Genomic DNA, 22586 nt, shown 5'->3' on the forward strand with positions numbered 1-22586 from the left:
ACGGTGGTGTTTCAGGAAAACTTCAGGGCATTGGTCAGGTCACCCATGGGCGTCTGCCCGCGCGCCTTCATGGCATCGTCGCGCTGCTTGATGCCGTCCAGGGTCTCGAGCTTGAACACCCGGGTCACCAGCCGCAGGATCGAGGCGGTGTCGTACACCGTGTGGTCCACCGTGCCCTTGCGCGCGAACGGCGACACCACCAGTGCCGGAATGCGCGTGCCCGGGCCCCAGCGGTCGCCCTTGGGCGGCGCCACGTGGTCCCACCAGCCGCCGTTCTCGTCCACGGTGACCACCACCACCATGTTTTTCCATTGCGGGCTGCTTTGCAGCACCTTCAGCGCCGTGGCGATATGGCGGTCGCCCGCAGCCACGTCGGCATAGCCTGCGTGCATGTTGAGGTTGCCCTGAGGCTTGTAGAACGTCACCGCTGGCAGCTTGCCAGCTGCGGCATCGGCCAGGAACGAGTTGGTGCTCACTTCATCGCCCAGGCCGGCGTCACGCAGGCGTTTCTGGCGCTCGGCCGGGTTTTCCGGGCCTTGCTTCTGGAAGTAGTTGAACGGCTGGTGGTGGTACTGGAAGTTGGGGATCTTGGGAATGCCGCCCGAGTCCTTGAACTCGTTCAGGGTGGCCTGCCAGGCGCCGGCGTACCAGGCCCAGTCGATGCTCTTCTTGCTCAGCTTGTCGCCGATGTGCTCGTGGGTCTGGGGCACCAGCACGCTGGGCAGGTCCGGCTTGGAGTAGTCGGGCCGTTGCGGGTCGCGAATCCAGGTGGGCCAGTAGGGCGGCGCCATGGTATTCACGGCAAAACCGTCCGGGGTCAGCGCGCTGGGGCCGAAGGCCGGCGCGCCGGTCATGGCGCTGGCCGGGGTCTTGTCCAGCGGCTTGAGGCGCGTGTCCAGCGGGTCATCGCTTTGCAGCGTGGCGATCTGCTCCTTGGCGGCCGATGTCGCGGCGTTGGGGTAGAACGGTGCGGTGGCGCTGATCAGGTACTGGTGGTTGAAGAACGAGCCGCCAAAAGCGCCCTGGAAGAAGTTGTCGCACAGCACGAACTCCCGGGCCACGTCCCACAGACGCAGGGAATACTGCGTCTGGTCGTAGTAACCCATGGTCAGGCCGCCCGAGTCGGCCCAGGCGACGAACTGGTCATTCTTGCCGCCGTTGATCTGCATCTGGTTTTGATAGAACACATGCCACAGGTCGCGAGTCACTACGCTCAGGGGCAGGTCTTCCTTGTTCGGCCCCTTCAGTGCGAACGGCGCGTTGGGCAGGTTTTCCTGGTACTGCACGCCCGCAGCGTAGGTCACGCCATCCACCGCCTGCGGCCCGATCTGCAACGTTCCGCCCCAGGCCGGTGGCAGGGTCTTGAGCAGGCTGCCGTCACGGTCGCGCTGCTGGTACTCCTCGGGCTTGAGGCCGGACAGCGGTTTTTCCACGCCCGGGAAGTTGGCGAACAGGTTGTTGAAACTGCGGTTCTCGGCGTAGATCACCACCACGGTCTTGACGTTGTCGGCCAGGGCCTTGTCCAGGTCGGTGGGCGATAGCGGGTGCTCATCGGCTTTGCCCGGCTGGTCATTGGTGCGGCCACAGGCAGTCAGCGTCGCGGCGCCCACACCCAGAACGGCCACGCCACCCAGAAAACGGCGGCGGCTGGTGTCGGGTAGTTGGGGGGAAGATGGCTGTTGCGTATCGTCAGTCTTGTCGCTCATTACGGCATCCCTGATAAGGCGTGACAAAAAATACTGGCGGGGAGGCTAGCAGCGGATTGTGACGGTTGTGCGGAAAATTCGTTGCAGAGTGTCTGTGAGCGGTGGCGCCGTTGGATTCGCGGAAGATTTCCAGTGGGGCGCAGTGCCAGGGCAGCCTTCGGCAGCGGCTGCAGTCAACTGCGCGGCCTCCGAAAGCCGCTTGCCCGGTCATCGAGCGGAAAAACAGCGTTCCGTCTCGCTCACCCCCAAATGGCTGTAGGACCTTTCCGAAGGCAAAAAAAAAGAGCCTACCTTTCGGTAAGCTCTTTTTCGTACTTGGTGGCTACACAGGGACTTGAACCCCGGACCCCAGCATTATGAATGCTATGCTCTAACCAACTGAGCTATGTAGCCAAGATGGCGCGCATTATTCCCTCAGAACGAAGATGCGTCAAGCATCTTTTTAAATTTTTTTACGTGTGATCAAAAGGTTAGGGCGCACGCCCCTGTAGCCGCTGCCGAAGGCTGCGGCAGCGGCTACGAGCGCCGCGTCGCATAGACATAAATTGTTTCATTGTTAGCAATCATGCCCCGAAAAATGGCACATTAGGTGCCCTTGCGCTGGTCGTGCACGTGTTTGCGGCACGCTGACAGCGTTCCTACCCGTTGTCCGGAAGATTGCTTGATGGCCATCAGTAACGTTCAATCCAGCTCGGCCCCTGCGGCCGCGGCGCCTCAGACCAGTCCGCTGGTGATGCGAATCATCGGCGCCTGTGCGCTGGCGCATCTGATCAACGACCTTATCCAGTCGGTGCTGCCGTCGATCTACCCGATGCTCAAGGCCAACTATGGCCTGAGTTTCACCCAGGTGGGCCTGATTACCCTGACCTTCCAGATTACCGCCTCGCTGTTGCAGCCGTGGGTAGGGTTTTACACTGACCGCAATCCCAAGCCGAACCTGTTGCCACTGGGCACCATCTGCACCCTCATCGGCATCGTCATGCTGGCGTTCGTCGGCAGCTTCCCAATGATTCTGGTGGCGGCGGCGCTGGTGGGCATCGGCTCGTCGACCTTCCACCCGGAAACCTCGCGCATCGCGCGCCTGGCTTCGGGCGGGCGCTACGGGCTGGCGCAATCGACCTTCCAGGTGGGGGGGAACGCCGGTTCTGCGTTCGGGCCGCTGCTGGCGGCGGCGCTGATCATTCCGTTTGGCCAAGGCAACGTGGCGCTGTTCGGCATTTTCGCGCTGTTTGCCTTGGGCGTGACCTGGGTGCTCAGCCGCTGGTACAAGGAACACTTGAACCTGTTCAAGGCCAAGAAGGGCGGCCAGGCCACCCACGGCCTTTCAAAGCGCCGCGTCACGGCCGCACTGGTGGTGCTGGGCCTGCTGGTGTTCTCCAAGTACTTCTACATGGCCAGCTTTACCAGCTACTTCACCTTCTACCTGATCGAGAAGTTCAACCTGTCGGTGGCCAGCTCGCAACTGCACCTGTTCCTGTTCCTGGGCGCGGTAGCGGCGGGTACCTTCTTCGGCGGCCCCATCGGCGACAAGATCGGCCGCAAGGCGGTGATCTGGTTCTCGATCCTGGGCGTGGCACCCTTCACCCTGGCGCTGCCGTACGTTGACCTGTTCTGGACCACCGTGCTCAGCGTGGTCATCGGCTTCATCCTGGCCTCGGCCTTCTCGGCCATCGTAGTGTTTGCCCAGGAACTGGTGCCAGGCAACGTCGGCATGATCGCCGGCGTGTTCTTCGGCCTGATGTTCGGCTTCGGCGGCATCGGCGCAGCCCTGCTGGGCCACCTGGCCGACATCCACGGCATCGAGTACGTCTACACGCTGTGCTCGTTCCTGCCGCTGTTTGGCATCCTGACCATCCTATTGCCCAACACGCGAAAAGCCTGACCCATGAAGAAGGCCCGCACGATGCGGGCCTTTTTCATGGACACCACGAACTGCCAACATCAGGCCGGCGCCCCGCGGCGTTGGCTTTTTACGTTGGCTATCGCGCCCCTGCCAGCACCGGCGCGGGTACCCGCGCAAACCACTGGCTCACCTGCTCATACGCATGGGCCAGCTGCAACACGGCGAAATCCGCCTGGTGCCGGCCAATGATCTGCACGCCCATGGGCAGCCCCTGGGCGTTGAAGCCGGCCTGTACGTTGGCTATCGGGCAACCACTGAGGGTGCCGGGGACCACCACTTCCATCCAGCGGTGGTAGGTGTCCATGCTGTGCCCGGCGATTTCGGTGGGCCAGTGGGTCTGTTTGTCGAACGGGAAGACCTGGGCGCTGGGCAGTAGCAGGTAATCGTAGCGCTCGAACAGCCGATTGATGGCGCGGTACCAGTCGCTGCGGCTGGCAGCGGCCTGGAACACATCGCCGGCGCTCAGGCGCAGGCCGTTTTCCACTTCCCAGCAGGCTTCGGGCTTGAGCCATTCGCGCTTGGCCGGGTCCTGATAGGCCTTGCCCAGCGAATTGGCCAGTGCCCAGTGGCGCAAGCTGCGCCAACACTCCCACAGGCGCTCGGGGCTGAAACCCAGTTCGGCGTTTTCCACCGTGCACCCCAGCGCCTGGAAGTTGCCCAGAGCCTTTTCGCACAGCGGCAGTACCTCGCGTTCCATGGCCAGATAGCCGCCCAGGTTGCCCAGCCAGCCCAGGCGGGTGCCCTTGAAGTCGCGGGCCAGGGGCGCGCGGAATTCACTGCCGTCACCGGGCAGCGACAACGGCGCCCGGGCATCGCGTCCGGCCTGCACCGACAACAGCAATGCGGTGTCGCGCACACTTCGGCCCATGGGGCCTTCGTAGCCCAGCTGGTCGAAGAACAGGTCGGCGGCGTCGTCGAACGGCACCCGGCCCTGGGTGGGGCGAAAGCCGATGATGTTGTTGAAGGCCGCCGGGTTGCGCAGCGACCCCATCATGTCGCTGCCGTCGGCCACCGGCACCAGGTGCAGGGCCAACGCCGCCGCCGCGCCGCCGCTGCTGCCGCCGGCGGTCTTGGCCGGGTCGAACGCGCAGCCGGTGGCGCCGAACAGCCGATTATAGCTTTGCGAGCCGAGGCCGAATTCCGGGGTGTTGCTCTTGCCGATGATGATCGCGCCAGCGGCCTTGATGCGCTCGACCATGATGCCGTCGCGCTCGGGCACGTAGTCGCGGAACAGTGGCGAACCCAGGGTGGTGCGTATGCCCTGGGTCAATGACAAATCCTTGATGGCGTGGGGCAGGCCATGCATCCAGCCCAGGTACTGCCCGCGGGCCAGTTGCGCGTCGCGCTCATCGGCCTGGGCCAGCAGTTCATCGGCCGGTTGCAGGCTGATCAGGGCATTGACCACCGGGTTGAAGCGTTCAATATGCGCCAGGTAGGTCTGCATCACTTCCCGGCAGGACACGTCGCGCAGGCGAATCTTTTCCGCGAGGGCATGGGCAGGTAGCAGCACCAGCTCGCTGATGGATTGGGTGTTCATCGCAAGAACCTTGAAAACAGAGAAAAAACGCCCCGCCGCCTTGGCGGGGCGGTGGGGTGTCAACGCATCAGATTAGTCCACAGCCGGTCGGCCATGTGCGCGAACAGTGCGTAGTGTTGGAACACCCTGTTCACCGGCCGTTGATGGGGCGGGCGGTCGGCGATGTTTTCGCCGTACAGCTGGATCTCGCCGCGGGTGGGAAATTCGAAACCGGCGATCATGCGCAGCAGGGTGGTCTTGCCCCAGCCCGAAGGGCCCAGCCGGGTAAAGAATTCGGTATCGCGAATGTCCAGGTCCACGTGTTTGAGGGCCACCGGCCCCGTGTCGGGGTCGCCGTAGACCTTGCGGACCGAGCGGATGGAAACAGCCAGCATCTGTAGCGAATGCAAGGCGCTCATGCTTTACCTCCGATTCCCCCATCGCCCGCTTTTATCCAGGCGGCCAGGTTCACCGCAGGACAGTCGGAACAATGGAGTATTGTTGTTTTGGCAGGAAGAGAGTGCTGAAAACGGTGCGCTGACGTGGCCTGTGCGCAGGCCATTGTTATTGGGGGTTGGCCCGATTATCAGCCAGGGATTGCAGGGGCGAAAGATCAATTTTAACATAGCTGTTGTTAAATAATTTAACAGCAGAACAGCCCGGGGTCGCCATGTCCAACTTGCGTTTGCCACCGCTCAACGCAGTACGTGCCTTCGATGCCGCCGCGCGCCTGGGCAGCTATGTGGAGGCCGCCAAGGCGCTGCACGTGACCCAGCCGGCCGTGGGCCGGCACGTCAAGCTGCTGGAGGACTGGCTGGGCGTTCAACTGTTCGAGCGCACCTCGCGCGGGGTGGTGCTGACGCCGGCCGGGCGCAAGTATCACCTGAAGATTTCCCGCGCCCTGCAGCAGATCATCGACGCCGGCGAGGCCTTGCAGCCCCAGGCCACCGAACGCTGGCTGCGCATTCGCGTGGTGCCGGGCCTGGCCAAGCGCTGGCTGACCCCGCAGGTCGAATCACTGCGGCACCTGCGGCCGGGCTTGAAAGTGGCCATCGAGCCCAACTCCACCTTCACCGACGTCGATGCCAGAACGGCAGACCTGGGTATCGTCTACGGCATGCCCGGGCAATACGCCAACAGCCGCGCCACGTTGATCTGCCCGCGCGTGTTCCCCATCTGCACGCCCAAGTACCTGGCCAGCATCCCACCCATTCGCCGCCCCCAGGACCTGATGGCCCTGGACCTCATACACTTCGACGACGGCGAGTGGTGGAACATGTGGTTCAAGGCCTTGGGCATTGAGGCGCAGCTGTCGTCAGACGTGCTCTATGTCAGCAATGACCACGCCCTGGCCGTGGCCGAGAGCGGGCAGGGCATTGCGCTGGCCAATGAAGTGCTGGTGCGCGACGAACTGCGCGCCGGCACCCTGGTACGCGCCATCGACGTGGAAGTGGCGCTGGAAAGCTACCAATTGCTGACGCCCAGCGGGCACATGTCAGCGGACGTGCAGTGGTTTGAGCAATGGCTGGGCGACGCCCTGCGCGGCGAGTTTCCCGGCGCGTTTGACGCCGGGGCAGCCTGAGGTTCAGCCCAGGGTCTTGAGGGTCTTGCGGCAATGCACCAGGGCGTCGCGGATCATGAAGTTCACCAGCGTGGGTGAGACCCCCAGCTCCAGGGCGATGTCTTTCTGCGACTGGCCGTTGAGGCGGTATTGCTCGAAGGCAAACCGCGTGCGTGGCGGCAGGTCCTGCATGGCCAGGGCCAGCTTGTCCAAGGTCTGGCGGTCTTCGTGCAGGGTTTCGGGGCTGGCCCCGGGCACGGCCACCGACAGGCCTTCCTCTTCGCTGCACTTGTAGCGTTTTTCCAGCGCCTGGCGCCGGTAATGGTCAATGGCCAGGTTGCGCACCACACGCATCAGGTAGCTGCTTTGTGACTGGATGCCGGGCGTTTCGGCGTTGCCGTTCATTTTCACAAAGGCATCCTGCACCACGTCTTCGGCAGACGCACGGCAACCCAGGATGCGGGTGGCGGCGCTGATGAAGCGTTGGCGGTGGGTCACGAACAACTGGTGCAGGGCCGGCCTTGGCTCGATGCTGATTGTTTTTGGCATTTGAAAGTTGACCTATGCGGCAGTCCACATCGGGAAGCGGTAAAGCTAATGTGATTGATAATCTTTATCAAATGATTTCTGCTCGCACCTCGTGAATTTTTTCCTGCACCGGCCTATAAGGCCGGAAACACGGGCATGTGTGGGAGCAGGCTTTGCCCGCTAAAAACACACTGAGACTATTCAGACACTACGCGGCGCGTTCTTCGCGCGTAGAACCCACTCCCACCGGAACTATTCCTACAAGGAAATCAGAAACGCCTCTCATTAATTTTCCTTTCGTCTGACTCGTCAATTCGTTGTGACTGCATAGCCGTGAAAGCGGCATTCCCGCGCAACTGAAAACTGGACGAGGTCGGCAATGGCTTTTGATCGTGAAGACACCGTGTTCACCGTGGTGGTGAACCATGAAGAGCAATACTCCATCTGGCCTGAATACAAGGCCATCCCCCAAGGCTGGCGCGAAGCGGGCAAGAGCGGCCTGAAGGCCGAGTGCCTGGCCTTCATCGAGCAAGTGTGGACCGACATGCGCCCCTTGAGCCTGCGCCTGCACATGGAACAGCAGGCGTCGCGCTGATGCGTCTGTACTGCCTGCCGTACTCGGGCGCCAGCGCCATGGTCTACAGCCGTTGGCGCCGCAGCCTGTCGGCTGACATTGAGGTACGCCCGCTGGAATTGCCGGGGCGCGGCAAACGTTTCAGCGAGCCGCTGGCCACCGACATGGCGCTGCTGGCCCGGCAACTGGCGGTGGAAATCGGCCACGAGCTGGACCGGCCCTACGCATTGTTCGGGCACAGCCTGGGCGGCCTGCTGGTACATGAGCTGGCCCATGCGTTGCGCGAGCGCGGCTGCCCGCCGCCCCGCGTGCTGTTTGCCTCGGGCACGGCCGCACCGTCGCTGCGCGATACCGAACGCTTCGCCGCGAACAAGACCGATGCTCAATTGATCGCCGACCTGCGCGACCTCAACGGCACCCCCGAGGACATCCTCGCCAATGAAGAATTGATGCGCCTGACCCTGCCGGTGCTGCGTGCCGACTTTGCCCTGTGCGGCAACTACCAGTACCGCCCGCGGGCGCCGCTGGGCTGTCCGATCCAGGTGCTGGCCGGCCATCAGGACTCCACGACCCCCGAGCAATTGCAGGCATGGCGCCAGGAGACCACGGCCGGGTTCGAGCTGAGCCTGTTCGACAGTGGCCACTTCTTTATCCATGACCAGGCCAGCGCTGTGCTGGCGCTGATCCAGGCCCGGCTGCAACCCCTGCTGCACCGTCACGCAACAGCCATTTGAACCAAAGGTGATCGAAATGACCGAGCGCTTCGCAAGCTCGTTGGTGGAATCCTTGCAGCAACGCGCGGCCTTGACGCCAGACCGCGAGGCGCTGCGCTTCCTGGTGGATGGCGAGGAGGCCTTCGAGGCCCTCAGCTACCGGCAACTGGCACAGCGGGCCCAGGCCATTGCCGTGTGGTTGCGCCAGCAGGCAGGGCTAGGCGAGCGCGCGGTGCTGCTGTTCCCCAGTGGCCTGGATTATGTAGCCAGCTTCTATGGCTGCCTGTATGCCGGGGTAATCGCGGTGCCGGCCTACCCGCCGGAGTCCACCCGTTCCCAACATTTGCAGCGCTTGCAATCGATCATTGAAGACGCACAGCCCAAGGTGATCCTTACCGATTCGACCGTGGCCGGGCTGCTCGGCGACAGCATCGGCGCGCAGGTGAACGTACTGGCAGTCGACCAGGTGCCGGCCGATCTGGCCGCCGACTGGCGGACGCCCGTGCTGGTTGCCGACGATATCGCCTTCTTGCAGTACACCTCCGGGTCCACCTCACGGCCCAAGGGCGTGCAGGTCAGCCACGGCAACCTGATGGCCAACGAAAGGCTGATCGCCCGGGGCTTCGGTATTCATCCACAGGATGTGCTGGTCAGCTGGCTGCCGCTTTACCACGACATGGGGCTGATTGGCGGCTTGTTGCAACCCATCTACAGCGGCGTACCCTGTGTGCTGATGTCGCCGCGGCATTTTCTGGAGCGCCCGGTACGCTGGTTGCAGGCCATGACCCGATACCAGGGCACCCTCAGTGGTGGGCCGGACTTCGCCTACCGCCTGTGCACCGAACGGGTCGCCGACTCGGCACTGGCACAGCTGGACCTGCGTCACTGGCAGTTGGCCTACTCGGGCTCCGAGCCCATCCGCCGGGAAACCCTGCAAGGCTTCGCCCAGCGCTTTGCCCCCTGCGGGTTTACGCAGCGCGCCTACTTTGCCTGCTACGGCCTGGCCGAGGCGACCTTGTTCGTCACCGGCAGCCAGCGCGGCCACGGCATTGCCGTGGACGAATTCGACAGCCAGGCCCTGGCCGACAATCGCTTGCTTCCCGGCATCGGCTCGCCGCTGGTTGACTGCGGCAGCGCCCAGCCTGAGCACCAGGTGCGTATCTGCGAAGTGCAGAGCGGCCAGCCGCTGGCGGACGGGCAAGTGGGTGAAATCTGGGCCGCCGGCGCCAGTATCGCCAAGGGTTACTGGCGCAATCAGGACGCCAGCGAGCACGCCTTCGTCCAGGCCGATGGCCGTACCTGGCTGCGTACCGGTGACCTGGGCAGCCTGCAGCAAGGCCGCTTGCGGGTTACCGGGCGGCTCAAGGACATGCTCATCGTGCGCGGCCAGAACCTGTACCCACAGGACCTGGAGCGCGCCGTGGAAACCGCTGTGTCGGCCGTGCGCCCTGGCCGCGTCGGGGTGTTCGCCATCGAACACCAAGGCCGTGAGGCCATTGGCGTGGCTGCGGAAATCGGCCGGGGCACGCAGAACAAGATCACCGCCCAGGCGTTGGCCGAAGCCATCCGCCTGGCCGTCTCCCAGGTGTGCCAGGAAGCGCCGGCCGTGGTGGCGCTGCTCAATCCTGGCGCGCTGCCCAAGACCTCCAGCGGTAAATTGCAGCGCTCGACCTGCCGGGCCATGCTGCAAGACGGCAGCCTGGACAGCTACGCCGTCGACCGCCTGGGTGAACAGCGTGCAGCCGTTGCCGTGTCGCAACGCCAGGCGCTGAGCGCCGCCGAGCAGCAGGTGGCGGCCGCCTGGGCCGACTGTCTGGGTATCGACCCGGCCCCCCAGGACAACTTCTTTGCCTTGGGCGGCAACTCCATCACCGCCGTGCAAATGCTCGCCCGCCTGCGCGACGAACAAGGTCGCGACGTAGCCCTGCGCGACCTGTTCGAGGCACCGACCCTGGCCGAGTTCGTTGCGCTGCTGGAAACGCTGCCGCAGGTGCCGGGTGAATCTTCTGCGGCCCGCGCCGGCGACGGTCAGGCCGGGCAGCTGTCCGCCGCCCAGCAACGCATGTGGCTGCAATGGCAGTTGGACCCGCAGGGCCACGCCTACAACATTCATGGTGCCGTGCAGCTCAAGGGCCCACTGGATCAGGGCGCGGTGCAGCAGGCGCTGAATCAATTGGTGGCGCGCCATGAAAGCCTGCGCACCTGCTTTGTGGTGGACGGTGGCGAGGTGCGCCAGCAGGTCTTGCCTGCACAGCCTGTGGCCATTCGTGAATTCACGGTCGCTGACCAGACGATTGATGCCCGGCTGCCGTTCGATCTGCAACAGGGGCCGTTGCTGCGCGTGAGCCTGGCGGCGGTTGAGTCGGACGTCTGGCGCCTGGCGCTCACCCTTCACCACATCGTCGCCGACGGTTGGTCGATGAACCTGCTGATCGCCGAATTCAGCGAGCTGTACAACAGCCTGCGACAACGGCGCCCGGCCGTGCTGCCAACCCTGACTGTGCAATACCGCGACTTCGCCGCCTGGCAGCGCGACTGGCTGGCGGCAGGCGAGGGTCAGCGGCAACTGGGCTACTGGCGCCAGCAATTGGGCAACGAGCATCCGCGCCTGGCCTTGCCCTGCGATCAGCCGCGGCCCGCCCAGCCAAGCCTGGCCGGCGCAGGCCTGGCCATCCAGATCAGCCCGGCGCTGGCCCGCTCCTTACGCCACGTTGCCGAAAACCACGGGGTCACCTTGCCCACGGTGTTGCTGGCCAGTTTCCAGGTATTGCTGCATCGCTACAGCCAGCAGGCCGACCTGCGTGTGGGCTGTACCGTGGCCAACCGCAACCAGCCGCACACCCAGGCGTTGATCGGCTGTTTCGTCAACCTGCTGGTGATGCGCGCCGACTTGTCGGGCAACCCCTCGTTCAGCGCCTTGCTGGCGCAGGTACACGAAACCGCCCTGCAAGCCCAGGCGCACCAGGACCTGCCATTCGATGCCTTGGTTGAAGCGTTGCAGCCCCAGCGCACGGGCGGTGAGCATCCTCTGTTCCAGGTGGCCTACGATCACCAGTGGCTCAACGACCAGGTGCAGTTCGATGGCCTGCAGTTGCAGACGCTTGGCCAGGAATCGCTGGCCACCCAGTTCGACCTGGTTTTGCACACCGTGGAGCGCGCCCAGCAGTTGTCGGCTTCGTTCACCTACCGCCTCGACCTGTTCAGCGCCGACATGGCCGCCCAACTGGCCCGCCACTGGCAAGCGCTGTTGCAGCAGATGGTGACCCACCCCGGGCAGCCGTTGGCCGAGCTGAACCTGCTGGGCAACGACGAGCAGCAGCATTTGCTGCAACAATGGAACCCGTTGCCTTGCGCCACCGCCCAGCCTGCGGCTCCGGGGCGCAGCCTGCACATGCTCATTGCCGAACAGGCGCGGCAACGGCCCCACGCCGTGGCCGTGCGCTGCGATGATCAAAGCCTCACCTACCAGGAATTGGAGCAACAGGCCAACCAGCTGGCCTGGCGCCTGCGCGAGTTGGGCGTGGGCCCCGATGTGCTGGTGGGCCTGGTTGCCGAGCGCTCGCTGGAATTGGTGGTTGGCCTGCTGGCCATTCTCAAGGCCGGTGGCGCCTACCTGCCGCTGGATCCGGACTACCCCGCCGACCGCCTGGCCTACATGCAGGCCGACAGTGGTATTGCACTGGTCGTCATTCAGGACCAACTGCACGACCGCCTGCCTGCCACGCAAAATGTGACGCGCATCGGTTTCAACGCCGAAGGCTACCCCCACACGGCGCCGCCTGCGGCGGTGGGGCCGCAGCACCTGGCCTACTGCATCTACACCTCAGGTTCCACCGGTTCGCCCAAGGGCGTGCTGATCGAGCACGGCAATGTGTTGCGCCTGTTCCAGGCCAGCGAGTCGCTGTTGTCGTTCGACAACAACGACGTGTGGACGCTGTTCCACTCCTACGCGTTTGACTTCTCGGTGTGGGAAATCTTTGGTGCGCTGCTGCACGGTGGCACTCTGATCGTGGTGCCGTATTACGTCAGCCGCGAACCTCGGGCCTTCGCCCAGTTGCTGCGTGAACAGCGGGTAACCGTGCTCAACCAGACGCCTTCGGCGTTCCGCCAGGTGATGGTACCGCTGCTTGCCAGCAGCGATGGCCTGCCCGCGCTGCGCACAGTGATCTTCGGCGGTGAAGCGCTGGAAGTCGGCAGCCTGCAACCTTGGTTCGATCGCTTCGGTGACCGCCAGCCGCGCATGATCAACATGTACGGCATTACTGAAACCACCGTCCACGTTACCTTCCGCGAGCTGACCAGCGCCGACCTGCACAGCAGCGCCAGCCCTATTGGCCTGCCGTTGGCCGACCTGTCCTGGTACTTCCTGGACGCCGCCTTGCAGCCGGTGCCGGCGGGCGTGGTCGGTGAGTTGTACATCGGCGGGGCGGGGCTGGCCCGCGGTTACCTGAACCGGCCGGGCCTGAGCGCCGAGCGTTTCATGGCCGACCCGTTCAGCACCTCGCCGGGGGCGCGCATGTACCGCACCGGCGACCTGGCCCGCTTCAGCGCCAACGGCCAGGTGCAGTACCTGGGCCGAATCGATCATCAGATCAAACTGCGCGGGTTCCGCATCGAACTGGGCGAAATCGAAGCCCGCCTGCGTGAGCAGCCTCAGGTGCGCGATGCCGCAGTGCTATTGCGGGCCGACGCCCAGGGCGAGCAACGCCTGGTGGGCTTTGTGGTGGCCGCCGGGCACTGGCCGGAGCCAGCACAGCCCCTTCTGCAACTGCGTCAGCAACTCAAGGCCTGCCTGCCGCTGCACATGCTGCCGGCGCAACTGCAGGTGCTCGACAGCCTGCCGCTCACCGCCAACGGCAAGCTGGACCAGCGTGCCTTGCAACTGGACGAAAACACCTGGTTGCAACAGGCCTTCGTGGCGCCGCATACGCCTACCGAACAGGCGCTGGCGAGCCTCTGGCAAGCCTTGTTGAACGTCGAACAGGTGGGCCTGCATGACAACTTCTTTGAGTTGGGCGGCCATTCCCTGCTGGCCACGCAATTGGCGTCGCGCATCGAAACCCAGTTCAGGCAACGCCTGGAACTGCGCCAAGTGTTTGAAGCCGCCGACCTGCACGCCCTGGCCGCGTGCATCGATGCCGGGCAAACCACGCCAGATGCAGACGCCCTGGCTGATGAAGTGCTGGCGTTGATGAACAGCCTGCAAGGGCTGTCCGAAGCAGAACTGGCCTTGCTGGCCGCCGAGAACAGCGACTCATGAATAACGTCCTGCAATCGTTGCAAAACCTCAGCCTGGCCCAGCGCAAGGCGCTGGCGGCGGTGATGGCCAAGAAGGGCATCGACCTGTTCCGCCAGTTGCCCATCCCGCGCCTGGAGCGCGGCGTGCCATTGGCCCTGTCGTATGCCCAGCAGCGCCTGTGGTTCCTGCAACAACTGGAACCCGGCAGCGCGGCTTATGCCATTCCCGGCGCCTTGCGCCTCACCGGTACGTTGGACGAGACGGCCTTGCAGTCCGCCCTCGACCAATTGCTGGCCCGCCATGAACCCCTGCGTACGCGCATCCTCGCCGACGCCGGGGTGCCTATGCAGCACATCGATGCCCCCGTTGCGCTGCCGCTCACGCGCTGGGACCTGAGTGCACTGCCGGTGGGCGAGCGCGAAATTCGCCTGGAAGAACTGCTGGACGCCGAAGCCGCGCGGCCCTTCGATTTGGCCGGCGAATGCCTGCTGCGCGGCACGCTGATCAAGCTTGCCCCCGCTGAACAAGTGCTGGCGCTGACGGTGCACCACCTGGTGGCCGATGGCTGGTCCATCAACTTGCTGATTCAGGAGCTGGGCCACCTGTACCCGGCGCTGCGCAAGGGTATGCCTTCGCCGTTGCCGCCCACGACCTTGCAGTACGCCGACTTCGCCCAATGGCAGCGCCACTGGCTGGAGTCAGGCGAGGGCGACCGGCAACTGGCGTGGTGGAAGCAACGCCTGGGCCAGGACCATCCGCCGCTGGCATTGCCGCTGGATCGCCCGCGCCCGGCGCAGCGCAGCGAGCGTGGCGGCAGCCTGGAATTTGCCTTGCCTGACGCCATGACCCGGCAGCTCGAACAATTGGCCGAATGCCAGCGCGTCACTGTGTTTAGCGTGCTGCTCGGTGCGTTCAAGGTGCTGTTGTACCGCTACAGCGGCCAGCCGGCGATTCAGGTCGGCGTGCCGCTGGCCGGGCGCAACCGCAGCGAACTGGAGCCGTTGGTGGGGCTGTTCGTCAACACCCAGGTGCTGCGCAGCGAGCTCAACGGCGCACAGGCTTTCAACGAGGTGCTGGCGCAGGTACAGGCCAGTGCCGTCGACGCCCAGCAGTATCAGGACTTGCCGTTCGAAATGCTGGTGGACGCCCTGCAGCCCGAGCGCAGCAGTAGCCACACGCCTTTGTTCCAGGTGTTGTTCAACCACCAGCGCCAAGGCGCATTGGGCCAGCGACGCCTGGATGAATACCTGCACATGGTGCTGGTGGAGCGCGAGCGACGGGCGCAGAAATTCGACCTTACCCTGAGTACCGAGCACACCGCTGCCGGTGCAATACTCGCCAGCCTGGGCTACAGCGCCGATGTATTCGAGCGCTCGACCGTGGTGCGCATGCAACAGCACTACCTGGCCGTACTCGGCCAAGTGCTGGCCCAGCCCCAGCGGCCGCTGGCCCAGGTGCAGTTGCTGGACGCCGAGCAACAGCAGGGCCTGCTGCAAGCAGGGCAGGGCGGCGCGGTCGATGTGCCTGCCGACTCCGTGCTGCAGCTGTTCGACCGGCAGGTGTGCAATCATCCGGCGGCCATCGCCCTGATGCATGGCGGCCAGGCCTACACCTTTGCCTGGCTCGATCAGGCCGCCACTCGCGTCGCCAATCAGTTGATGGCCCAGGGCTGCCAGCCAGGTGAGCGCGTGCCGTTGTTGTGTGGCCGCACCCCGGCCATGGTGGTCGGCCTGCTGGGGGTGATGAAAACAGGGGCTGCCTACGTGCCGCTGGAACCGGACCTGGCCGAAGGTCGCCTGTTGCAGATCCTGCAGGACATCGATGCTCGTCGACTGCTCGCGTGCGTGGAGCGTCCTGCCCTCGGCGTGCCGGTGCTGAGACTTGACGCGTGCATGGCAGCCACCGGCATGGCCGTGCCGGTCAATGATGTGCCGCACCCTCAACAGCCTGCGTATCTGATTTTCACCTCGGGTTCCACTGGCCGCCCAAAAGGCGTGGTGGTCAGCCATGAGGCCTTGGCCAACTACGTGCAAGGCGTGTTGCAGCGCCTGGCACTGGCGCCCGAGGCCAGCATGGCGATGGTCTCCACGGTGGCCGCCGACCTGGGCCACACGGTGCTGTTTGGCGCCCTGTGTTCCGGGCGCACCTTGCACCTGCTGGATGCCGACCAGGCCCGCGACCCGCACTTGTTTGCCGACTACCTCAGTCAGCACCGCGTGGGCGTACTGAAAATCGTCCCCAGCCACTTGCACAGCCTGCTGGTGGCTGGCCATGAAGCCGCCAGCCTGCCGTGGCATGCGCTGATCCTGGGGGGGGAAGCCTGTGATGCGGCGTTGCTGCAACGAATTGCCCTGGCGCGGCCCGATTGCCGCCTGTTCAACCACTACGGCCCCTCGGAGACCACCGTCGGGGTACTGGCCCACGACGTACAGGATTTGCATGCCCGTGCGCCCCTGGGCCGGCCGTTGGCCAACAGCACGGTGCATGTGCTGGATGCCGACCTCAACCTGCTGCCGGTGGGGGTGGCGGGCGACTTGTATATCGGTGGCGCGGGCCTGGCCCAGGGTTACCAGGGCCAGCCCGGCCAGAGCGCGGAGCGCTTTGTGCCCAACCCCTTCGGTGCACCGGGTTCGCGCCTGTACCGCAGCGGTGACCGGGTGCGCTGGAACGCCAACGGCGAACTGGAGTACTTGGGGCGCCAGGACCACCAGGTCAAGGTCCGTGGTTTCCGCATCGAGCTGTCCGAGGTGCAGGCACAGATTGTCGCCCGCCCGGCGGTGCAGCAATGCGCGGTGATCTTTGCCGCCGGCCAGTTACTCGCCTACGTGGTGCTGGCCGCCGATGCGTCGCTGGAGGCACTGAAGGCCGAGCTTTCTCACTATTTACCCGACTACATGCAGCCTGCCCACTGGCAGGTGCTCGCTACCCTGCCGGTGACGGCCAACGGCAAGCTCGACACTCACGCGCTGCCCTCGCCGGCGGTGCAGGCACAGGTTTTCCAGGCACCGGCCAACGCCGACGAGCAGCGTCTGGCGCAGTTGTGGCAAGACCTGCTGTGCATCGAACAAGTCAGCCGCGATGGGCACTTCTTCGAGCTGGGCGGCCATTCGCTGCTGGCCACCCAGATGGTTGCCCGGGTGCGCGAGCAGTTCGACGTGGTGCTGCCGTTGCGCGATGTCTTTGACGCCCCGCGGCTGGACCAGTTGGCCGCGCGCATCGGCGCCCTCATGGGCCAGCAGGGCACCGATGCCCCTGCACTGCTGGTGGCCCAGCCGCGCACTGGTGTGCTGCCATTGTCCTTGGCGCAGCAACGCCTGTGGGTGGTTGACCGCCTCAGCGGCGGCGCCTCGGATGCCTACAACATGAGCGGGCGCCTGCAACTGGACGGCCCACTGGATTGCCAGCGCCTGGCCGCCGCCCTGGACCTGTTGGTGGCCCGTCACGAAGTGCTGCGCAGCCATTACCCCGAGGATGAGCACGGCGACCCGTACACCTGCATCGTCGATGGGTTGTCAGTGGACGTGCCCTACGCCGACCTGTCGATGCTGGCCGACGACGAGCGCGAGCAACTGCTTCGACAGGCCTCGGTGGATGACGCCCGCCAGCCGTTCGACCTGCTGGCCGGGCCCCTGCTGCGGGCCCGCCTGTTGCGCCTGGGCGAGCAACGCCATGTGCTGTTGTTCAGCCTGCACCACATCGTCGGTGATGGCTGGTCGGTGGGCATCCTGATTCGCGAATTCGCCCAGGCCTACCGCGCCCTTGGGGCCGGCCGAGCCCCGCAGTGGGCGCCCTTGCCGGTGCAGTACGCAGACTTTGCCCTGTATCAGCAGCGTTGGCTGGCCAGCCCGGCCTTTGTTCAGGAGCGCGAGTTCTGGCAAGCACGGCTGGCGGATGCGCCGCGAGTACTGGAGCTGCCTGGCGACTTTGCACGCCCGGCCCAGGCGTCCACCGCCGGGGCCGTGCGGCTGGTGCGCCTTGAGCCGGCGCTCTATGCACAGATCGAAGCGCATTGCCGCACCCATGGCGTCACGCCGTTCATGTGGCTGCTGGCCAGTTTCCAATGGCTGCTGCACCGCGTGGCCAAGTGCGACGACCTGGTGATCGGCACCGACCTTGCTGGCCGCCAGCACCAGGCCCTGGAAGGCTTGATCGGCTTTTTCGTCAACGTGCTGCCACTACGTTCGCAGGTCAGCCCCGGTATGACCTTCGACGCCTTGCTGGCCCAGGCTCGCGACAGTGCCCTGGCCACCTTCGAGCACCAGCAGTTGCCTTTTGACCGCATCGTCGAAGCGGTGGGCGTGCCTCGCGACCGCAGCCGCAACCCGTTGGTGCAGGTGTTGTTCGTGTTGCAGAACACCCCCAAGGGCCAGTTCGACATTGATGGCCTGCACATCGAGCGCCTGGAGGCGCTGGAACACAGTTCGAAATTCGACATGGGCCTGTTTCTTGAGCCCCAGGATGGCGGCGTGCTGGTGCGCTGGACCTACGCCAGCGCCCTGTTCAGCGCCCCCCGGGTGCAGCGCCTGGCCCAGGACTGGCTGAAATTGATTGCCCTGGCGATTGCGTCGCCCCACACCCCGCTGGAGGAATTCATCGTGCAAGACAGCAGCGAAATGCCCGTTGGCCGCGAGGCGCCACCCATGGGCAACAAGCTCGACAAGCTGAAGAAATTCATGAAGCAGCCCGCCGCCAAACCCCAAGGCCCGCGCGAGCTGGTCAAGACTCGACCGGTGCAGGCCGAGCGGGTATTCCCGTTGCTGATCGAACCGGCCATCGCCGACCTTGATGCGCTGGCCTGGGCCGCTGGCCACCGTGACCAGGTGGAAGCCCTGTTGCGTCGCCACGGCGGCCTGGTGCTGCGCAACTTCGGCATCACCACCCCGGCAGATTTCGAGGCTTTTGCCGAAGCCCTGCAACCCGGCTTGTACGGCGCCTATGGCGACCTGCCGAAGAAGGAGGGCGGCAAGAATACTTACCGCTCCACGCCGTTCCCCGAGCGGCAGATGATCCTGTACCACAACGAAAGCGCGCACCTGGACCGCTGGCCGCGCAAGCAGTGGTTCTTCTGTGAGCTGCCATCGGCCGTCGGTGGTTGCACGCCCATCGTCGATTGCCGCGAGCTGTACCGTCGGCTGCCCGCCGAGGTGGCGCAGACATTCGAACAGCGGGGGCTGCTTTATGTGCGCACCTTTTTGCACAACCTGGACGTCAGCTGGCAGCACTTCTTCAAGACCGATGACCGTGCCGAAGTCGAGGCCCGTTGCGAGGCGGGCGGCATCGACTACGTCTGGCTGGATGACGACCAGTTGCAAACCCGCACCCGAGCGCCGGCCGTTATCGTCCATCCGCTGACCGGTGAGCGGTCATTTTTCAACCAGGTTCAACTGCACCATATTTTCTGCCTGGACCGGCAAGTGCGCAGCGACCTGCTGGAAATGGTCGGCCTTGAGCACATGCCGCGCAACGTCTACTACGGCGACGGCTCGCCTATCGAAGACGAGGTGATGGAGTTGCTCGGGCGTTTGTACGAGGAATGCGCCGTGCGCTTCGACTGGCAGCAGGGCGACGTGGTGATGCTCGACAACATGATCGCCGCCCACGCCCGCGACCCGTATGAAGGGCCCCGCAAGATCGTCGTCGCCATGGGCGACATGTATGACCGAGCACGCCTGCAGCAAGAGCGTACCGCGTTGGCCAAATCGCCCCAGGAGGCAGTGCAATGACTGAAGTGATGGAGCTCGAACACCTGGCCCTGAGCCCGGAGCAACGGGCCGTGCAGGACACTCAGGTGCTGCACCTGTGGCTGGGCAGTGCGCAGGCTCAGGATGCCCAGGCATTGCGCCACGGCTTCGAGCAGGCGGTACGCGGCCAGTGGAGCCTGAACTGTCGTTTCAGCCACCATGCTGGCTACCGGGGCCTGCGCCAGCAGCCACTGCAAGAGCCCGCGGCGGGGCGCTGGCAGTTCGTCGACCTGCGCGGCGACAGCAATCGGCAGGCCGCCCTGGACAGCGAGGTGCCGGCGTTCGAGTTGGCCAGCGGTGATGGGGTGGCTGCCCGGCTGTTCGCTGTGGGCGACAGCGACTGGCGTTTGCACCTGAGCGCCAGTGCCCTGGTGGCCGACCACGCCAGCCTGCGGTTGCTGGCGCGGTTGATGGTCGGCGGCGCAGCTGGCGTTGATGAGGAAAGCGGCCACTTCGGCCAATTCGTCGAGTGGCGCCAAGCCATGGCCGAGGACGAGGACGCGCCTGCCGGCCAGGCCTACTGGGCGGCCCACCTGCGCCAGGCCAGCGCTGACCAGGCGCTGCAACTGCCCTTGCGGCGCTTGCAGGGCCAGCCAGGGCAGGACCATGCCGTCAGCGCCTTGAGTGTCGAGCAGGCTCATAGCCTCAACGCCCTGGCCGAAAGCCGTCAGGTACGTCTGGACACCTTGTTGCAGGCCGCCTGGTGGGCACTGCTGGCGCGCATTGGCGGGCAGTCGCAGGTGTTGGCCGGCTGGCTGCACGACTGTCGTGATGACTACGATTTCTTTGCCGCCAGCACCGGCGTCTATGAAAAGACCCTGCCGTTGGTGTTGAACATTGACAGCCAGCAGGGGTTTGCTCGCTGGCTGGCCGATTGCTCGGTGTTGCTGGACAGCCACCGTGGCTGGCAGGAACACGCACCCGCGCAGGTGCCTGAAGCCTGCCTGCGTGCCGGCTTCAGTGTCGAAACGGCCGCACCGGCCGGCTGGCAGGCGTTGCGCCCGCGCACCTGGGCATTCGAGCTGGGCTTGCAGGTACAGCAGGGTAGCCATGGCCAGGTTGCCGGGCTGGGCGTGTACACCCACGCACAGCACTACCGCGCGGGGGATGCGCAAGGTGTGTTGAATCAATACCTGCAACTGCTTGAACGCCTGCCCGACGGCATCGAGCAGAGCATCGAGCGTTTGCTGGAACCGGCGGCGGACGTGGCCCGCCTACAGGGTCCGAGCCGCCCGTTCGCAGAGAGCTCCCCCCTGGCCCGCATCGCCCACTGGGCGCGCGAAACGCCCCAGGCGGCGGCGCTGCAAAGTGGCGTTCAGGTACTCGATTACTTCGCACTCAACCAGCGTGTCGAGCAAATGGCCGCCTCCTTGCGCGGCGTGGGCGCAGGTGCCGATACCATCGTCGCCCTGGCCTTGCCGCGCTCCGCCGAGCTGGTGATTGCCGCCCTGGCCGTGATGCGCAGCGGCGCCGCTTATCTGCCGCTCGACCCGCAATGGCCGCAGGGGCGCCGGCAGCAACTGGCTGACACTGCGCAACCGCTGCTGGTTGTAGGGGAGGGGGCTGCCCTCGAAGGGCATCGGCAACTGGACTGGCAGGCTTGGCTGGCCGAGCCGGCCACCGCCCTGGAGCTGCCGCTGCCCGCGCCCGAACAGGCCGCCTACGTGCTGTTTACTTCAGGTTCCACCGGCCAGCCCAAGGGCGTGGTCATCGAACATAGGCAATTGAATAACTACGTGCAGGCGGTCAGCCAGGCCCTGGAGTTGAACCAGTGCCGGCGCTTCGCCCTGACCTCTACCGTGGCGGCCGACCTGGGCAACACCTGCCTGTTCGGTGCGTTCGAGCAGGGCGCCTGCCTGGTCATCGCCAGCGCCGAGGACATGCAGGACGCGCCATCCTTCGCGCGCTTCCTTGGTGCCAATCAGGTCGACTGCCTGAAGATGGTGCCCTCGCACCTGGCCGCTTTGCTGGACGATCAGCCCGGCGCGTTGCCGGCTACGGTGGTGCTCGGCGGCGAAGCCACTCCGCTGGCACTGGCCGAGCGAATCCGCCGGCAGTCGCCGGGTACGCGCTTGTTCAACCACTATGGCCCCACCGAAGCCACCGTGGGGGTTCTATGCCAGCGGGTCGACGACGATGCCCAGGCCTTGGGTACGGTGCTGGCCAACAACGTGGTGGTGTTGCTCGATGACGATCGGCGCCGGGTGCCTGCCGGGGCGGTGGGCGAGCTGTACCTGGGCGGCGCACAGCTGTGTCGAGGGTATGTGCAGGTGGATCAGTCGGCCTTCATCGATGACCCGGACAGTCCTGGCCAACGCCTCTACCGCACCGGCGACCGCGCCGTGCGCCGCCACAACGGCAGCCTGGAGTTGCGTGGCCGTGCTGACGGCCAGGTGAAGATTCGCGGCTTCCGGGTAGAGCTGGGCGAGGTGGAGTGCACGCTGCAAGGCCTGGCCGAAGCGGCAGTCAAGGTGATCGCTGACGCTGAGGGCGTACTCAGCCTGGTGGCCTACGTGGTGTGCGACGAAGCCGGGCTGGCGGTACTGCGCCAGCAGGTCGACAACCGCCTGCCCGAGGCCATGCGACCGTCACGTTACATGCGCCTGCCGAGTCTGCCGCGCCTTGCCAATGGCAAGATCGACCGCCAGGCATTGCCTGAAGTGCAACCCGACATCCCTGCAGGCCGTGCGCCTCGCGACGCCCTGGAAACCCTGCTGGCCGGCCACATGGCCGAACTGCTGGGCCGCGAGAGCCTGGACATCGACAGCGACTTCTTCCAAGCCGGTGGCCATTCGCTGACGGTGATCAAACTGGTGGCGGCGATCCGCAAGGGCCTGCAACTGGAAGTGGCCCCGGGCATCGTGTTCGACCACCCCAGCGTGGCCAGCCTGGCGGCTGCGTTGCGTGAGCGCGAGAGTGCCCCGGGGCAACTGGAGAAGGCGGCCGGGTTGCGGTTGAAGTTGGCAGCCTTGAGCCCCGCGCAGCGGGAGGCGTTGCTGGCGCGGCGGTGATTTTATAGCCGGCACGAACTGCCAGGGGCTGGCAGCGTCGGCTTTTGACCTGGCTTTTGATGTGGGGCCCCGTAAAGCGCCAGCGTGCCTTTAC

10 protein-coding genes, 1 tRNA gene and 1 pseudogene are annotated in these 22586 nt (G+C 65.2%); 7 read left to right on the top strand and 5 right to left on the bottom strand.

What is annotated here, in order from left to right:
* Positions 1 to 11: 11 nt before the first annotated feature.
* Together PMM47T1_RS22095 and PMM47T1_RS22100 are read right to left on the bottom strand one after the other, a co-directional pair.
* A complete protein-coding gene (locus PMM47T1_RS22095; protein WP_008373191.1) occupies positions 12 to 1706 on the bottom strand; it encodes an acid phosphatase in 1695 nt (564 codons plus the stop codon).
* A 316-nt stretch (positions 1707 to 2022) separates the two neighbouring features.
* Positions 2023 to 2099, bottom strand: a tRNA-Met gene (locus tag PMM47T1_RS22100).
* 271 nt (positions 2100 to 2370) lie between these two features.
* Here PMM47T1_RS22100 and PMM47T1_RS22105 point away from each other — a divergent pair.
* A complete protein-coding gene (locus PMM47T1_RS22105) occupies positions 2371 to 3588 on the top strand; it encodes an MFS transporter (RefSeq protein ID WP_008373193.1) in 1218 nt (405 codons plus the stop codon).
* Between the two features lie 97 nt (positions 3589 to 3685).
* On the opposite strand, the gene PMM47T1_RS22110 is transcribed toward PMM47T1_RS22105, so the two are convergent.
* Positions 3686 to 5146: an amidase gene (locus tag PMM47T1_RS22110; RefSeq protein ID WP_008373208.1), complete on the bottom strand. Its 1461-nt coding sequence runs from the start codon at positions 5144 to 5146 to the stop codon at positions 3686 to 3688.
* Positions 5147 to 5235: 89 nt separating this feature from the next.
* Positions 5236 to 5544: pseudogene (locus PMM47T1_RS22115) on the bottom strand (ATP-binding cassette domain-containing protein); the annotation flags it as partial.
* Positions 5545 to 5795: 251 nt separating this feature from the next.
* On the opposite strand from PMM47T1_RS22115, the gene PMM47T1_RS22120 reads away from it, so the two are divergent.
* Positions 5796 to 6707, top strand: a complete 912-nt coding sequence (locus PMM47T1_RS22120) for a LysR substrate-binding domain-containing protein (RefSeq protein ID WP_008373215.1) — start codon at positions 5796 to 5798, stop codon at positions 6705 to 6707.
* 3 nt (positions 6708 to 6710) lie between these two features.
* Here the strand turns inward: PMM47T1_RS22120 and PMM47T1_RS22125 are convergent, their stop codons facing one another.
* Positions 6711 to 7235 carry an RNA polymerase factor sigma-70 gene (locus PMM47T1_RS22125; protein WP_008373217.1) on the bottom strand — a complete coding sequence of 175 codons (525 nt, stop codon included), beginning with the start codon at positions 7233 to 7235 and terminating at the stop codon, positions 6711 to 6713.
* A 358-nt stretch (positions 7236 to 7593) separates the two neighbouring features.
* On the opposite strand from PMM47T1_RS22125, the gene PMM47T1_RS22130 reads away from it, so the two are divergent.
* From PMM47T1_RS22130 to PMM47T1_RS22150, 5 genes are read left to right on the top strand one after another with little or no spacing between them, the layout of a single operon-like run.
* Positions 7594 to 7809 (top strand): MbtH family protein, encoded by a 216-nt coding sequence (locus PMM47T1_RS22130; RefSeq protein WP_008373220.1) that lies wholly within the window; start codon positions 7594 to 7596, stop codon positions 7807 to 7809.
* Entirely contained in the window at positions 7809 to 8522 is a 714-nt protein-coding gene (locus tag PMM47T1_RS22135; RefSeq protein ID WP_008373222.1) for a thioesterase II family protein, read from the top strand. The genes PMM47T1_RS22130 and PMM47T1_RS22135 overlap by 1 nt, the downstream gene beginning before the upstream one ends.
* Positions 8523 to 8538: 16 nt before the next feature.
* A complete protein-coding gene (locus tag PMM47T1_RS22140) occupies positions 8539 to 13761 on the top strand; it encodes a non-ribosomal peptide synthetase (protein ID WP_008373224.1) in 5223 nt (1740 codons plus the stop codon).
* Positions 13758 to 19463 (top strand): non-ribosomal peptide synthetase, encoded by a 5706-nt coding sequence (locus PMM47T1_RS22145; protein ID WP_008373226.1) that lies wholly within the window; start codon positions 13758 to 13760, stop codon positions 19461 to 19463. Before PMM47T1_RS22140 ends, PMM47T1_RS22145 begins: the two co-directional genes overlap by 4 nt.
* Complete coding sequence (locus PMM47T1_RS22150; protein WP_008373228.1) at positions 19460 to 22492, top strand: non-ribosomal peptide synthetase; 3033 nt, start codon at positions 19460 to 19462, stop codon at positions 22490 to 22492. The genes PMM47T1_RS22145 and PMM47T1_RS22150 overlap by 4 nt, the downstream gene beginning before the upstream one ends.
* Positions 22493 to 22586: the final 94 nt, after the last annotated feature.

The organism is Pseudomonas sp. M47T1, assembly GCF_000263855.1.
Taxonomy (GTDB): domain Bacteria; phylum Pseudomonadota; class Gammaproteobacteria; order Pseudomonadales; family Pseudomonadaceae; genus Aquipseudomonas.

Coding starts and splice junctions, on each gene's coding strand:
- PMM47T1_RS22125 (WP_008373217.1), bottom strand. CDS start 7,235: ATGCCAAAAACAATCAGCATCGAGCCAAGGCCGGCCCTGCACCAGTTG.
- PMM47T1_RS22135 (WP_008373222.1), top strand. CDS start 7,809: ATGCGTCTGTACTGCCTGCCGTACTCGGGCGCCAGCGCCATGGTCTAC.
- PMM47T1_RS22140 (WP_008373224.1), top strand. CDS start 8,539: ATGACCGAGCGCTTCGCAAGCTCGTTGGTGGAATCCTTGCAGCAACGC.
- PMM47T1_RS22145 (WP_008373226.1), top strand. CDS start 13,758: ATGAATAACGTCCTGCAATCGTTGCAAAACCTCAGCCTGGCCCAGCGC.
- PMM47T1_RS22120 (WP_008373215.1), top strand. CDS start 5,796: ATGTCCAACTTGCGTTTGCCACCGCTCAACGCAGTACGTGCCTTCGAT.
- PMM47T1_RS22110 (WP_008373208.1), bottom strand. CDS start 5,146: ATGAACACCCAATCCATCAGCGAGCTGGTGCTGCTACCTGCCCATGCC.
- PMM47T1_RS22130 (WP_008373220.1), top strand. CDS start 7,594: ATGGCTTTTGATCGTGAAGACACCGTGTTCACCGTGGTGGTGAACCAT.
- PMM47T1_RS22105 (WP_008373193.1), top strand. CDS start 2,371: ATGGCCATCAGTAACGTTCAATCCAGCTCGGCCCCTGCGGCCGCGGCG.
- PMM47T1_RS22095 (WP_008373191.1), bottom strand. CDS start 1,706: ATGAGCGACAAGACTGACGATACGCAACAGCCATCTTCCCCCCAACTA.
- PMM47T1_RS22150 (WP_008373228.1), top strand. CDS start 19,460: ATGACTGAAGTGATGGAGCTCGAACACCTGGCCCTGAGCCCGGAGCAA.